Origin of the sequence: Floridaenema evergladense BLCC-F167, from assembly GCF_041929205.2 — a bacterium.
GTDB classification, from domain to species: domain Bacteria; phylum Cyanobacteriota; class Cyanobacteriia; order Cyanobacteriales; family Aerosakkonemataceae; genus Floridanema; species Floridanema evergladense.
The window spans coordinates 5260504-5273877 of record NZ_CM171625.1; the positions used below are offsets into that span (position 1 = coordinate 5260504).

Below are 13374 nucleotides of genomic sequence, written 5' to 3' on the forward strand. Positions count from 1 at the left end.
ACCCTTCAAAAATGAGCGAACGTACAGTTTATAGTTTCAGTTAGCAGACTGTTGTTCCGCTGCCTTCTTTACTTGTTCCACATCCAAATCTAACGCCTGTGCTATTTGTTCCACAGTTAACTCCAATTCTAACAACCGGGGTACTGTTGCTAATTTACCTTCTTGAAGACCCTGTTGAAAACCCTCTTGGAAAGCTTCTTGATAGAATCTTGTTTGCTTTAATTCACTTAAGCTAAACATTGCTCTATTTCCTCACAACTTTGGTACTATTTAGAAGACTATTGTTCCGCTACCTTCCTAACTTCCTCGACATCTAAACTCAAAGCTTCTGCTATTTGCTCGATACTGGCTCCTAATGCTAACATCGGGCGAACTGCTGCTAATTTCCCTGTTATTTCACCTTCTTGGCGACCTTCTTGACGACCTTCTTGACGACCTTCTTGGCGACCTTCTTGGAAAGCGTCTTGATAGACTCTTGTTTGCTTTAATTCACTTAATCCAAACATGGCTTCTATCTCCTTTTGACTCTTGTTTGGTAACTTGTAGACCAATATAGTCTCTATTAATTGTAATACTTGGGTCTGGGTTAGTTCATCTGGTATTTCTGACCTGACTTTATTTATCAGATTTCTTGCTTGTTCAACGGTGTTTTCTTCTGGGGAAATGACTAATTTGATAGTTCCAACACCGATAGATTGTTCTGCTATTTCTCCCAATTCATTTAGATAGATGCGTCTGACTCGTTGACTGGTGAAAAATTCGCGGTAATGTTTGATACAGCGTATTGCAGGTTTATGAGGTACAGTAACAACAGTTGGTAAACCAGTTTTTTAAATGCTCTGGATTAAACAAATCGAGAGCAGTAGCAATCAGAATATCAACCATTTTGGCAGTGTGGGGAGAAAAGTCGCGCAAAAAAGTTTTCAATTGTGACCACCAATGTTCGATGGGATTAAAGTCAGGAGAATAAGGAGATTGGTAGAGAACTCTAGCACCCACAGATTCAATTAGAGGTTCAATTTCTTTAACTTTATGGGCAGGAAGATTATCCATCACGACTACAGCACCTGTCCAAAGTTGCGGTAGTAAACACTGTTCGATAAACACTTTAAATGCCTCTCCATTCATCGAACCATTCAAGGTCATCACCGCCAAAACTTGAGAAATGCTGACCGCCCCAATGACTGTCACCTTGGCCCCGCGATAAAATGGTTGAAAACCATAGACTCTAGTTCCTTTCTGGCTGCGGGCATGAGTTGGTGTTAACCCTAATAAAACACCCATTTCATCAATAAAAACTAAGTTTTCCGGGTCTATTTGCTTGACTTGCTGCCAGTACTCCATTCTCAATTTTTGAACCCTTTCTGTTTTGGCTTGGCTACTGCGGAGCGTCTTTTTTTTCGCGTTAGTTCCTGTTTTTGCAATGCACGGCACATGGTACTGGTACTTACCCAATGATCGTAAGTTGTACCCCAATATTCGCAGTATTCCCATAATGTTGCGTCTGGGTATTCTTCAACCATAAGTGCTAGTTGTGTTTCCGCTCCGTCCAACTCCCCCTTCATTGCTCCACCTTGTTGTCTTGGCTCTACATGACCTTGAGTTTTCTTCATCAACAGTAGTTTTTGGACAAAGCTTTTGGCTACGCCAAATCTCAAGGCAACTTTTCTGATTGAAGTGTTGCAATATGCTGTATCTCCGGTGTCTGTGCTTTGGTTGGGATATAAAACTACTGCACGCCAATCGTTTTCGGGTTTATTTTGACGTAAGTATAAAAAGATTTCCGCGAAAAAGCGAGAGTAGAATTCTGAGTCAGGTTGAAACTGAACTTCGAGAAAGTAAATAGGGTTTTCTTCACCTGATGCAGGGAGAAATACGCCATCAATGCGAAAGGCGGTTTGTTTGATTTCAACTGATGAGAATTGATAGTTGTTTGCTTCTTCTGGGGGACGGTTGATTAGTTCAAAGAAGATACTGGGGAAGGTTTGGAATAGGCGGTAGAAGAGGGAGTCGGTTTTCACTGATTGGGAATTTTGGGGGTTTGTTTTATTTTAATTTAAGGGTAGGAAGATAAGGATGTTATCCCGAAGTTAAGGAAGTTAAGCTGGGAGATTAATTTTGTTGTAATAGATTTGCTGGTGTCTGGAATGCTTGCTGGTGCTGAATTTGCCAAGTTGATTTTACTACAGCTTATCTTATTGCTTAACTTCGGGAACTCCTCTGGTTAAGGTTGATTTGATGGTACAAATTAGATTCTGTTACCCCAAATGTTCGGAGGAAGGTAATCAGTGGTAAATTTATTTGTATCTGAAAATGTTGAGATGTTTTCGGAAGCGGTAATGGGTACGGTGGAAAAGACAATTACTCAAAATCAGCCGGGAAGAGTTAAGTGTTTGGGTAGTTATTGGCCTGCTCGATTTTATCATTCTAATTGTGATGTTATTGTTTTTCCTGATGATTTTGTGCAGGTTGTTGGTAGACAGGGTAAGCTGTTAAGCATTTAAACAGGGATAAGAGCATTACCTTTATTTTTAAGTTTTCGCTCCCATTTAATAATTAACTGTCCTTCATTTAAAAGTTGATGCAATAAATATTCTAATTCTTCGATTGATTTAAATAGTCGATTAGCAATAAATTCTTTTGCTGAATGCCAAACTAATTCAATTAAGTTATAATCCGGGCTATATTTGGGGAGAAACTCTAAATGAATATTGGGCATTTCGGCAGCAATTTTCTGGAGATATTCAGCTTTTTTGTGGAAACTAGCATTATCTAGAATTATCACTATTTTGGCTCCTTTTTCCGCAAATTCATCGGCTTCATTGCCAGCAGCTACCCATTCAGCAATCAATTCTTGATAAAACAGTTTTAGCACTTGATAAAAACTTTCTGAATTGCTTTTATCCAGAAACTCCACAAACCTTTTCTTGTCGGAATACCTCAGCCCTCCCATTACATTAATCCGACCCTTTCTTCGCTCTCCCCTCACCTCTTTTCGGCTACCTTTCTTACACCAATTCTTTCTTTTTATCACGCTTAAACTAAAACCGCTTTCGTCCCAAAACCATACTTGTAAACGTTCTGGGTTATCTTTTTCTATTTTTAAATATTCGGTTATCTTCTTTTTAAATTCTTTTCTTTTTTCCGGCTCTCGCTTTCCCTCTAAGCTGTACTTCGCCCAGAGGTAAACGAACTTTTTTTTCTCTAATATTCTCCTAACTTGCGACCCACTTAATTTTATTCCTGTCGTTTCTGCTAAATATGTTGCTAATCTTTCTGCTGTCCATCTGCCAAATTCGTATCCTAATTCTTTGGGTTCTTTATCTACTGTCTCTAATAATATTTCTCTATATTTATCTGTGGCTTTTTGATGATTCCCCTTCATCCTTTCATCCACTAGGCTTTCCAGATTATCTGGATCTCCATGTACGCACCAATAAGATACTTTATTTATTGAACAGCCCAGAAATTCCGCTATTTTACCTTGAGTTTTTCCATCATTTAGCAACAGTAACATCAGAATTCTTTCTCTAATGTTTCCATTTTCTTCATCTTTTAGGGCTTTTTGTAGCTTCTCTACTTGTTCTAAACTCAGATGATTCTTTGCTGGCATTCCCTGACTCATTTTGCTCGGTTGACTTTTCCATTTTACCCTATTTAAATGATTAACAGCTTATTACTATGTTTGTGGTTCCGGGAAGTTTGGGGAATTAATCTTAATGGATTGATTTTCAAGACTGGCGGGAGTTTAAACCCACATTCTGCAATCTCAAGTGTCACAATCGGTTATTTCTGTTTTACTGACGCAGTTAATAAACTTCATCATGCGTGCCTATGTCAAGCAGAACAATAACTTCACTTTTGGTTTCTGTATCGAGTTCGATCGAGAAGACAATACGACAATCATAACCACAAGAGCAGGACTGAAGACCATCAAACTTGCCGCTTAGTTTGTGGGTGGCGAGGGCTGGGGCAAATACGTCTGCTTCCATTTGTTGAAGAGTGTCTTCAATGCGTTGCTGGAGGTCAATATTTCGCTTGACAAACTTGCGGAATGCTCGTTTGAATTTGGAGGTTAAAACCAGTTGTCTCATACTTCTGGCTCATGCAAAGACTGGCGCAATGCTAGAATGACTTCCTGGGCTGACTGGCGTTGAAATTTACCTGCATGGAAGTCAGCCAAATTTTTTTCTGCATCGGCAGCCATTTCTGCTCGGCGATTTTCGCGGAGGCGATTTTGCAGAATTTCGATCAGCATTTCCTGCTGTTCGTAGGGCAGTTGCGAAGCAGTTTCTAGCACTTGATCAAGGGTATTCATGGGACTGTTGCTATTGCCTGTGATGTTGAAACAGAAATGCAAAATTTGATTAAATTATATCACTTATCTCAAAGCGATTTCAATCGCCCAATCATAATGGGTTAACTAAATAATTGAGCAAGACGTTTTAACACCTGCAAAACTGTATAGATATCATCACCTCGATCGAGCGAAAACAAATAAGACGTGGCATATTTTGGTCTATCTTCTCTAGTCAATTTCAAAAACCTAAACTCACTGCCATTCGTCACAAAACCAAAGGCGGGTTTTTCAGGATGAGGATTACCCAACATATAAGCTAATGCTTGAGGTATGCCATTTTGTAAAGATAACTTTGCTCTTTTTGATTCAACTACAAGTATCCAAAACTCAGGCGTAAAAACCAAAATATCCAACCTTCCTGTTATCGTAACTCCCTCATCTTCAAAAGCAATTCTTACTTCCTTTTCTGCTGAAAGGTAAAACGGAGGACGATAAAAACCCGCTAATTTCAACAACGGAGAAAGCACGACCATTTTAACAATTGGTTCTAACATCGGATACTCAGCTAAGTGAAAATAATCCCGCTTTACCTCATCTAAAGCTTGCTTTTCCACATCCGTAAGTTCCGGCAAATTCTCTTGCCATTCCTGAAAAAATTGCTCATCCTCAATACGTTGCAAACCAAACTTTTCGATTAAATCATGCAATTCAATTGTCTGCGCTGGAATTATTTCCACCATAATTTACTTTCCTTACTCTGCTTCTGCATCTGGATAGGTTCAAAAATACGAAACAGCAGAATTGGAAAATCTGGTGAATAAAGAAGAAATTTTCCTGCGTCCTTTAACTTTAATTTCACCAGTTTTCTGAAAGTTTATTTGCGTTTTGCTGCTGCTTTTTTAGCGGCTTTTTCTGCTTTTTTAGCGGCTTTTTCTGCCTCAATTTTGGCTAATTTCGCTTGTTCTTGTTCTTCAGCAATTTTATCTAAGTAGTAATGATAATCTCCTAGATAAACGCGAAATTCTCCATCACGGATTTCGACAATTTTGTTGGCAACTTGGGAGATGAAATAGCGATCGTGCGAAACTATAATAGCTGTTCCATCATAGTTTTGCAATGCTTCTTCCAACATTTCTTTAGCAGGAATATCTAAGTGGTTTGTCGGTTCATCTAATATTAGTAAGTTAGCTGGACGTAACAACATTTTGGCTAATGCAAGTCGCGCTTTTTCTCCTCCACTTAATGCGCCGACTTGTTTAAATACTGTGTCGCCAGTGAACAGGAAACGACCTAACAATGTGCGAACTTCTTCGTTTTTCCAGTCAGGTACTTCATCATGAATTGTATCCATAACGGTTTTTGTTAAGTCTAATGCTTCGGCTTGATTTTGTTCAAAGTAACCGGGAATTACGTTATGTGCGCCTAATTCTACTGTTCCTTCGGTAGGTTTTTCTAAACCTGTAATTAAACGCAATAATGTAGATTTACCAGCACCATTTGGGCCTAAAAATGCTATGCGATCGCCTCTTTCAATTAACAATTCTGCTCCTAAAAATAGAATCTTCTCACCATAAGTATGTACCAAATCTTTGATAATTACTACTTCTCGACCGCTACGAGGTGCAGGGGGAAAACGAAAATGCAATGTTCTTAAAGATGCTGTTGGTGCTTCGATTCTTTCAACTTTTTCTAATTGTTTTTCTCGGCTTTTTGCTTGGGTGCTGCGAGTGGCGCTGGCGCGGAAGCGATCGACAAATGCTTGTTGTTTCTCTAATTCCTTTTGCTGGCGTTCGTAAGCTGATAATTGCGCTTCTTGATTTTCGGCTTTTTGCAGCAAATAGTTGGAATAGTTACCTAAATAAGTTGTGGAAACTCCCCGTTCGGTTTCCACAATTTGCGTACAAAGACGGTCTAAAAACTCCCGGTCATGTGATACAATTACCATTGGAGTAGTTAAACTTTTTAGGTAATTTTCTAACCATTCAATTGTTTCTAAATCTAAGTGGTTTGTCGGTTCGTCTAACAGCAGAACATCGGGTTTTTGCAGAAGGATTTTACCCAAACTCATTCGCATTTGCCAACCGCCACTAAAAGCGCTGACTAAGCGATCGCCATCCCCCGATTCAAAACCCATTTCCGGCAAAATCTTATCAATTTGCGCGTCTAAAACATAACCATTTAAAGCTTCAAATTTCCTTTGAAACTTGTCCATTTCGTGAATAAGTTTATCTAACTCTTCTGGGGTAGCAGTTTCCATTTCCCGATGCACTTCGGATAATGCTTCATGCACATCATTTGCTTCCCCAAAAGCACGCCAAAATTCTTCTTTAACTGTGCGGCTAGGGTCTACTTCAAATTCTTGGGTAAGATATCCTATATGTAAACTTGCAGGACGAATGATTTCGCCAGATGTTGGTTCAATTTCCCCGGTGATAATCTTGAGTTGGGTAGATTTACCCGCACCATTAACACCAACTAAACCGATTCTATCCCCTGGTTTTACTTCCCAGTTGACATCTTTTAAAACCTCGCCTGTGGGGTAAATTTTACTAATATGTTCGAGTCGCAGCATTCAGAAGTCTCCAGGAAGTTAAAACAAGGGGTTTTTCGCCACTAGATTTAGTCAGGCGATTAAACAGACCGAAACAATCTTAACAAAATTTAACGGCAATTGACAGGACAAAACCTATAAATTTCTAGAATTTGTCATTATCTAGCCTGAAAACCTCTTAAAATATGGTTTTATTTAGACAAATTACTAAGTATAAGTTCATAAAACTTTTATACAAAATATATACCTTAAGTAGTATATTAAAGTTGAAAAACTTATAACTTTTAGAGGCAAAGATTGTAATGAACAGCGAACGTTTCAAGAAATTTACAATTTTACATTCTAATGATATGCACGGCGATTTTCTAGCAGAATCAAAAGGTGAAGATGGTCGGGTCATTGGTGGAATGTCGTTGCTTTCAGGATATATAAACAAGGTGCGTCAAGAAGAAAAAAACGTGCTGTTTGTGATTTCTGGGGATATGCTTCAAGGTTCTATGATTGATACCGAATATAAAGGTCTTTCAACTATAGAAATTATGAATTATTTGGCTCCTGATGTGGTAAGTTTGGGGAACCACGAATTAGATTATGGATTTCCGCATTTGTTGGTTTTGGAAAAGATGGCAAATTTTCCGATCGTCAATGCCAATCTATATATCAAAAAATATAATAAACGATTGATGAATCCCTACGTTATTCTCAATGTAGATGGATTTGATATCATGTTTATTGGAATTATCACCGAAGAAGCTCTGAAGTCATTAAAACGCGATCAAAGTATCAGCACATTTGTTGGTTTGGAAGATGCGGCAGCGGAAGTTGGAAAGATTTGTAACGCATACAAAGATGAAGATATCGATTTAACAATTCTCCTGACTCACATCGGGTTTGAAGAGGATAAAAAACTAGCGGCAATGCTAGATCCAGTATGGGGTGTGGATATGATTATTGGCGGACATTCCCATACATTTTTAGAACAACCTGCGGAAGTTAATAACATTTTGATTGCACAAGCTGGGGTTGGTACAGACCAAATTGGACGCTTCGACATTGTAGTGGATGATGATACTAACAGCATTGTGGAATGGAAGTGGAAACTCCTACCTGTGGATAATACATTAGCAGAACCAGATGCAGAATTAGAAACTTTTATTGCTAGTTTCAAAGAAGAAGTAGACCGTAAGTATAATCGATTAATTTGTCGATTAGCACGTAAACTAACTCATCCTAGACGTGAAGAAGAAACGGAATTAGGTAACTTAATTGCTGATATTTTTGCCGAAAAAAGTATGTGCGATGTAGTTTTTGTACTTAGCGGTTCAATCAGAGGAACTGAATTAGGGCCTATAGTTACGTTAAACGATTTAAGGAAAGTTCACCCTTATGATGATACGCTTTATAAGCTAACTATTACTGGGGAACAGTTGAGCAAATTATTTAGCTACATTATGAGACCGGAAAACAGAATGCCAGGTCAAAGTAATTCTTGTTATCAGGTAAATAAGGGTGTTCAAGCAGTTTACAATGAGGCTGAAAAGAAGCTAGAATCTTTGACAATTCACGGGCAACCAGTACAACCCGATCGCCACTATACTATTTGCGTAAATGGATATAATTATCACAGTTCAGAGAAGAATCTAAATATGACTCTGGAAGAAATGACCAAATTAGCTGACTCTAAAGTAATTACCACATCCGAGAATGATGTTTTAGAAGAATACTTTAGCCATCATCAACATTTGGATAGTCATCTGGAAGGAAGATTGATTTACAAATAGGTAGGGTTTAGGGCGATCGCATTTTGGGGAAAGTGCGATCGCCATTTGAAAACCATAACTTCAGATTATTTTCAATTCCTACAAATCACTACTAAAGAATAGAGCAAGCCGTTTTAACACCTGCAAAACTGTATAGACATCATCACCTCGATCGAGCGAAAACAAATAAGACGTGGCATATTTTGGTCTGTCTTCTCTAGTCAGTTTTAAAAACCTAAACTCACTTCCATTAGTAACAAATCCAAAGGCGGGTTTTTCAGGATGAAGATTACCCAACATATAAGCTAATGCTTGAGGTATGCCATTTTGTAAAGATAACTTTGCTCTTTTTGATTCAACTACAAGTATCCAAAACTCAGGCGTAAAAACCAAAATATCCAACCTTCCGGTTATCGTAACTCCCTCATCTTCAAAAGCAATTCTTACTTCTTTTTGTGCTGAAAGGTAAAACGGAGGACGATAAAAACCCGCTAATTTCAACAACGGAGAAAGCACAACCATTTTAACAATTGGTTCCAACATCGGATACTCAGCTAAGTGGAAATAATCCCGCTTTACCTCATCTAAAGCTTGCTTTTCCACATCCGTAAGTTCCGGTAAATTCTCTTGCCATTCCCGAAAAAATTGCTCATCTTCAATACGTTGTAGACCAAACTTTTCGATTAAATCATGCAACTCAATTGTCTGCGCTGGAATTATTTCCACCATAATTCACTTCCCCTAACTATTACCTCTTTCCTCCCTCTTTCCTTCGCGTCCTTCGCGTCTTTGCGGTTCAATTAAATTGTACTTCTTATACTAGCGATCTTAAATCAAATCCACTATCAAAGGGATTTAAAAAGGTTACTCCACCAATTACCGATCGACTATTAAAATCTTCACTCAAAATCACAGGGATTTGATGGAATTTTGCACAAGCCCAAATCTGAGCATCGTAGTAAGAAAATTGGTAGTTTCGGACACCTCGGAATGCCTCTAATATTATCTCTTTTGTGAGTGGCAGTACTGGAAAATCCCGTATTAGTCCTTCAATTTGGAGATAGATCAAGCTCATATCCATAGGGGGAATAAGTTTTCGCAACGCGACATTAGCAAATTCAGCAAGTGCTTGAGCAGGCAAAGCTGCATTTTTCTCACTCTGCAAAAAATTTAATAACTCTGTCGCCCGTTTATTTTTCACTGGATCTTTAGGATCGTTTGGGTAAATAAGTATGTTTGTATCTAGTAAATATTGATAACTAGATGCACCTGATATCACTTGCACTCCTTCTCAATCAATCTTATGTGTATCTTGTGGTTGCTTTTCTGGCAAAGATTCCTGTGGTAAAGAAGCATTATATTCTCCATATAGTTCGTCACGGCTAAAACGATAGCCTTCTGGAAAACGGTGTTTTTTCGAGATTTCTTGTGCTATGGCGAGAAATTGCTCAAGCCCCTTACCGTCACTAGGTTCAAGTCTGAACATATTCGATCGAATAAATTCATCCAACGCACGACGGATTATTTCATCTTCAGATATGCCAAAAGATTCAGCCAAGGATTTGATTTTTTCTTCCTGAATTTCGGAAATTTGAACTATTTTTTCTATCATTTTATTACCTCTTTCAATTCAAAACCCTATCTAACAACAAATCACCACCAAAACGCACTACATCTGTACAAGGCAAACCTGTCTCTATCTTAACTTGCTCGATCGCCTCTCCAGCCCTTTCCTCATCCAAATGTGCGGTATTAAGCGCGATCGCACTCACCTTAACCTCAGCAAAAGCACCCCCACAAAAAGCCACAGTTTCATACAAATTCACCACCTCTTTTAAAGGTGGAATTGGCACATGAGGAAGTTTATTAATGTGTGTTTGTCCTGCGCGATGTACTAATATTAAATGTGTGGGTTGAGAACCGCGCAAAAGTGGTAAAGTTGCTGTTGAACCTGGATGCAAAAGCGAACCTTGTCCCTCTATAAACAGGATTTCATTTGCTTCGCCATGACGCATTACTAACCCTTCAACTGCACCAGCAGCAAAGTCTACTCGTATTGCATCTAAAGGTATTCCATCCCCAGAAATCATAATTCCTGCTTGTCCAGTTCCCAGGAATTTTGATTTTAAACCTCGGTTTTGTGCGGCTTTATTTAATTCTAAAGTAGTTGACATTTTGCCAACTGCCATATCAGTTCCAACGGCTAAAATCCGGCGACAAGAGAGCGATCGCGCCTTCCCACTCCCCACACCTAAACCCGCAGGTTCTTGGCGAATATCCCAAATCCATTGTCCTTCTTTTAGTAATGTTTGAATTTCTGGATCTTTGCCTAATTGGGTATGTAAACCATTCATCACAGATAAACCAGCAGCTACCCCTTGTTTAACTTCTTGCAACCAAGGATCTGGTAAAATTCCCCCGGAAGGTGCTATCCCAATTGCTAATACATCGGGATGGTAAGCAAGCGCCTCTTCTACTGATGCTACAATTGGTACATCGCAGGGTATTCCTGTTAGTTTGGGGAGAGATTCTCCGGCTGATTTTTGGTCGATTACTGCTACAATTGGCGATCGGCTATAGCGTAAAAGTGCTAATCCAGTTTTACCATTAGTACCTGTAATGCCTTCATGAAGTAAGATAGCTAATTTTTGGTTAGGTTGCAGCATAATGAATATCGATTTTTATAGTTATTGTAAAATTGCAAATTCTTGCTTTTTTACCACAGATGTTCACAGATAAACACAGATGAAATTTTAAAGGTTATATTTGGTTGATGTTACTCCTAATCCAGGTAAATCATTGGGTAACAAACGTCCTTCTTTTATGGTTGCACCATTGAAACGATCGTCTAGTAAATTTAGGTGACTGTCTAAATCCAAATAATCTGCTAATGGGGAGAGGTGGGAAAGGGCGGTATTTGCCAGCGAACTATCAGAATAACAGCCAAACATTACTTTTAATCCGCACGCTTTGGCTGTATTAATCATTCTCATTGCTTCAGTTAATCCGCCAGATTTCATCAATTTAATATTGATTCCATCAACTTTATCTGCTAAACTGGGAATGTCTTTACTGGTAAAACAACTTTCATCGACAAAGATGGGAAGCGGGGATTTTTGCTTTAATTCTGGTAAGGTTTTTTCCTCTCCTTTTTCTAAGGGTTGTTCAACATAAGTTACGCCATATTGAGCTAACCATTCACACATTTTCACCGCATCTTCTAAACTCCAACCGCCATTCGCATCGACGCTGAATTTTGCTTTGGGTTCTTGTTGGTAAATAGTGGTAAACATGGCTTGATCTGCGGCGATTCCTTGGGGATTTCCCAGTTTGATTTTAAATACTTTGGCATCGAGAAAGTTTACCCAGTCTCGCACTCTTTGAACCGCCGCTTCGGGGGTGTTGATGCCAACTGTGACGGAGGTGGGGACGATATTTTTACAATCTAAACCCCACATTTTCCAGAGTGGTAAACCTGCCTTTTTTCCCATCCAATCATGTAACGCTACGTCTATTGCTGCACAGGCGGCGGAAGGTAATTTTGTTTCTATGCAAACTTGTTCGATTTGTTGTCTTTCTAAGGGGTGAAATTTTTCTAATTTTGGGGCTATTTGTTGGAGAGTTTCTTGGAGAAAGGGGGTTTTTTGGGGGAAGTTGCCAATGGAAAAAGGCGACGCTTCTCCCCATCCGGTGATTCCTTCTTCTGCGATTTCTACCCAAATGTTTGTAGTTTGGGATGTTGTTCCTCTACTGATAGTTAAGGGGAAGCGTTTGTTTACGGTGAAGGTTTTTATTTGGATTTTCATGCGTTGATTTAGGTTTTATTTTTAGAACGCAGATGTAGGCGTAGCCTTCTCGCAGAGTAAGCGGATGAACGCGGATGAACGCAGATGTTTTTGTTAGTTTTGGGTGGGGATGCTGAGGTTTTTTATTTGGAATTAAGAAGGGTTGTTTCCTAGTTCCCAATCGTTTGTTAGGTTTCCCCATTGTTGTAAATCTTGCAATCCTGAACCGTAAGTTAAGTCGTATTGTAAGGGGGTGATGGTAATATAATTTTTGCGGATTGCTTCTACATCTGTGAGAATTTCTGGGGGTAAGAAAGGATGGGTTTGAGGTTCTATTTCTTCCTGTACTTCTCCGGTTAACCAATAGTAAGTTTTGCCACGAGGATCTAGGCGTTTTTCAAATACATCAATATAGCGACGTATTCCTTGGCGAGTTATTGCTACTCCTGCTATTTCTTCCCATTCTATAGGCGGTACGTTGACATTTAACAACATTAATTGGGGTAAAGTTTTTTTGGCTAAACGATCTAATAAAAGTTTGGCAAATGTTGCCGCAGGCTGAAAGTCTCGGTGCGTAAAACTGGTTAAACTAAAAGCTATTCCGGGTATTCCTTCAATTACTCCTTCCATTGCAGCGGAAACTGTACCTGAATATAGAATATCTGTGCCTAAATTTGCACCGTGATTGATGCCGGAAAGCACATAGTCGGGAGGGCTATCTAATAATGCCCAGATGCCTAATTTTACACAATCGGAGGGAGTTCCAGAACTTGCCCAAGCTTTTACCGAGGGATGAAAAACTGATTCTACCACTTCGGCGCGAATTGGATCGTGTAGGGTTAAACCATGCCCGGTTGCCGATCGCTCGCGGTCAGGACATACTACACTAACATCATGGCCTGCCTCTGCCAAAGTATTGGCTAAGGTGCGGATGCCAAGTGCGAAAATACCGTCATCGTTACTGATTAAGAGTTTCAT

The 13374-nt window shown here is 39.2% G+C and carries 16 protein-coding genes and 1 pseudogene; 2 read left to right on the plus strand and 15 right to left on the minus strand.

The window, feature by feature from the left end; genetic code table 11:
• Positions 1-36: 36 nt before the first annotated feature.
• The 4 genes and pseudogenes from ACE1CA_RS25325 to ACE1CA_RS25340 all read right to left on the minus strand — a co-directional run bounded on the left by ACE1CA_RS25325 (position 37) and on the right by ACE1CA_RS25340 (position 2021).
• Positions 37-240, minus strand: a complete 204-nt coding sequence (locus tag ACE1CA_RS25325; RefSeq protein WP_413278993.1) for a hypothetical protein — start codon at positions 238-240, stop codon at positions 37-39.
• A 38-nt stretch (positions 241-278) separates the two neighbouring features.
• A pseudogene (locus ACE1CA_RS25330) lies at positions 279-770 on the minus strand (Rpn family recombination-promoting nuclease/putative transposase); the annotation flags it as partial.
• A gap of 22 nt (positions 771-792) precedes the next feature.
• Entirely contained in the window at positions 793-1434 is a 642-nt protein-coding gene (locus ACE1CA_RS25335; protein ID WP_413278992.1) for an IS630 family transposase, read from the minus strand.
• Positions 1347-2021, minus strand: a complete 675-nt coding sequence (locus ACE1CA_RS25340; RefSeq protein WP_486517530.1) for an Rpn family recombination-promoting nuclease/putative transposase — start codon at positions 2019-2021, stop codon at positions 1347-1349. The genes ACE1CA_RS25335 and ACE1CA_RS25340 overlap by 88 nt, the downstream gene beginning before the upstream one ends.
• A gap of 267 nt (positions 2022-2288) precedes the next feature.
• Between ACE1CA_RS25340 and ACE1CA_RS25345 the strand changes: the two genes are divergently transcribed.
• Positions 2289-2504, plus strand: coding sequence for a hypothetical protein (locus ACE1CA_RS25345; protein ID WP_413281714.1), 216 nt, complete (start codon positions 2289-2291; stop codon positions 2502-2504).
• Here ACE1CA_RS25345 and ACE1CA_RS25350 read toward each other — a convergent pair.
• From ACE1CA_RS25350 to ACE1CA_RS25370, 5 genes are all read right to left on the minus strand, one after another.
• Complete coding sequence (locus ACE1CA_RS25350; RefSeq protein WP_486517970.1) at positions 2501-3613, minus strand: IS630 family transposase; 1113 nt, start codon at positions 3611-3613, stop codon at positions 2501-2503. The genes ACE1CA_RS25345 and ACE1CA_RS25350 overlap by 4 nt on opposite strands.
• 196 nt (positions 3614-3809) lie before the next feature.
• Positions 3810-4094, minus strand: coding sequence for a type II toxin-antitoxin system RelE/ParE family toxin (locus ACE1CA_RS25355; protein WP_413280711.1), 285 nt, complete (start codon positions 4092-4094; stop codon positions 3810-3812).
• Positions 4091-4318, minus strand: coding sequence for a hypothetical protein (locus ACE1CA_RS25360; RefSeq protein ID WP_413280712.1), 228 nt, complete (start codon positions 4316-4318; stop codon positions 4091-4093). Before ACE1CA_RS25360 ends, ACE1CA_RS25355 begins: the two co-directional genes overlap by 4 nt.
• Before the next feature lie 101 nt (positions 4319-4419).
• Positions 4420-5040, minus strand: coding sequence for a type I restriction enzyme HsdR N-terminal domain-containing protein (locus ACE1CA_RS25365; RefSeq protein ID WP_413280713.1), 621 nt, complete (start codon positions 5038-5040; stop codon positions 4420-4422).
• Positions 5041-5174: 134 nt separating this feature from the next.
• Positions 5175-6872 (minus strand): ABC-F family ATP-binding cassette domain-containing protein, encoded by a 1698-nt coding sequence (locus ACE1CA_RS25370; RefSeq protein WP_413280714.1) that lies wholly within the window; start codon positions 6870-6872, stop codon positions 5175-5177.
• A gap of 281 nt (positions 6873-7153) precedes the next feature.
• Between ACE1CA_RS25370 and ACE1CA_RS25375 the strand changes: the two genes are divergently transcribed.
• A complete protein-coding gene (locus ACE1CA_RS25375) occupies positions 7154-8632 on the plus strand; it encodes a bifunctional metallophosphatase/5'-nucleotidase (RefSeq protein WP_413280715.1) in 1479 nt (492 codons plus the stop codon).
• 78 nt (positions 8633-8710) lie between these two features.
• On the opposite strand, the gene ACE1CA_RS25380 is transcribed toward ACE1CA_RS25375, so the two are convergent.
• From ACE1CA_RS25380 to surE, 6 genes are all read right to left on the minus strand, one after another.
• Positions 8711-9340, minus strand: coding sequence for a type I restriction enzyme HsdR N-terminal domain-containing protein (locus tag ACE1CA_RS25380; RefSeq protein WP_413280716.1), 630 nt, complete (start codon positions 9338-9340; stop codon positions 8711-8713).
• Between the two features lie 85 nt (positions 9341-9425).
• Positions 9426-9896 (minus strand): PIN domain-containing protein, encoded by a 471-nt coding sequence (locus tag ACE1CA_RS25385; RefSeq protein ID WP_413280717.1) that lies wholly within the window; start codon positions 9894-9896, stop codon positions 9426-9428.
• Positions 9897-9902: 6 nt separating this feature from the next.
• Positions 9903-10223, minus strand: a complete 321-nt coding sequence (locus tag ACE1CA_RS25390) for a hypothetical protein (RefSeq protein ID WP_413280718.1) — start codon at positions 10221-10223, stop codon at positions 9903-9905.
• Between the two features lie 13 nt (positions 10224-10236).
• Positions 10237-11277 (minus strand): N-acetyltransferase DgcN family protein, encoded by a 1041-nt coding sequence (locus tag ACE1CA_RS25395; protein WP_413280719.1) that lies wholly within the window; start codon positions 11275-11277, stop codon positions 10237-10239.
• A gap of 87 nt (positions 11278-11364) precedes the next feature.
• A complete protein-coding gene (locus tag ACE1CA_RS25400; protein ID WP_413280720.1) occupies positions 11365-12417 on the minus strand; it encodes a dipeptide epimerase in 1053 nt (350 codons plus the stop codon).
• Positions 12418-12549: 132 nt separating this feature from the next.
• A complete protein-coding gene (gene surE, locus ACE1CA_RS25405) occupies positions 12550-13374 on the minus strand; it encodes a 5'/3'-nucleotidase SurE (protein ID WP_413280721.1) in 825 nt (274 codons plus the stop codon).

Bases quoted from the DNA above. Each gene is read 5' to 3' on its own strand.
- ACE1CA_RS25325 (WP_413278993.1), bottom strand. From the start codon at position 240: ATGTTTAGCTTAAGTGAATTAAAGCAAACAAGATTCTATCAAGAAGCT.
- ACE1CA_RS25350 (WP_486517970.1), bottom strand. From the start codon at position 3,613: ATGCCAGCAAAGAATCATCTGAGTTTAGAACAAGTAGAGAAGCTACAA.
- ACE1CA_RS25355 (WP_413280711.1), bottom strand. From the start codon at position 4,094: ATGAGACAACTGGTTTTAACCTCCAAATTCAAACGAGCATTCCGCAAG.
- ACE1CA_RS25360 (WP_413280712.1), bottom strand. From the start codon at position 4,318: ATGAATACCCTTGATCAAGTGCTAGAAACTGCTTCGCAACTGCCCTAC.
- ACE1CA_RS25365 (WP_413280713.1), bottom strand. From the start codon at position 5,040: ATGGTGGAAATAATTCCAGCGCAGACAATTGAATTGCATGATTTAATC.
- ACE1CA_RS25370 (WP_413280714.1), bottom strand. From the start codon at position 6,872: ATGCTGCGACTCGAACATATTAGTAAAATTTACCCCACAGGCGAGGTT.
- ACE1CA_RS25375 (WP_413280715.1), top strand. From the start codon at position 7,154: ATGAACAGCGAACGTTTCAAGAAATTTACAATTTTACATTCTAATGAT.
- ACE1CA_RS25380 (WP_413280716.1), bottom strand. From the start codon at position 9,340: ATGGTGGAAATAATTCCAGCGCAGACAATTGAGTTGCATGATTTAATC.
- ACE1CA_RS25390 (WP_413280718.1), bottom strand. From the start codon at position 10,223: ATGATAGAAAAAATAGTTCAAATTTCCGAAATTCAGGAAGAAAAAATC.
- ACE1CA_RS25395 (WP_413280719.1), bottom strand. From the start codon at position 11,277: ATGCTGCAACCTAACCAAAAATTAGCTATCTTACTTCATGAAGGCATT.
- ACE1CA_RS25400 (WP_413280720.1), bottom strand. From the start codon at position 12,417: ATGAAAATCCAAATAAAAACCTTCACCGTAAACAAACGCTTCCCCTTA.
- surE (WP_413280721.1), bottom strand. From the start codon at position 13,374: ATGAAACTCTTAATCAGTAACGATGACGGTATTTTCGCACTTGGCATC.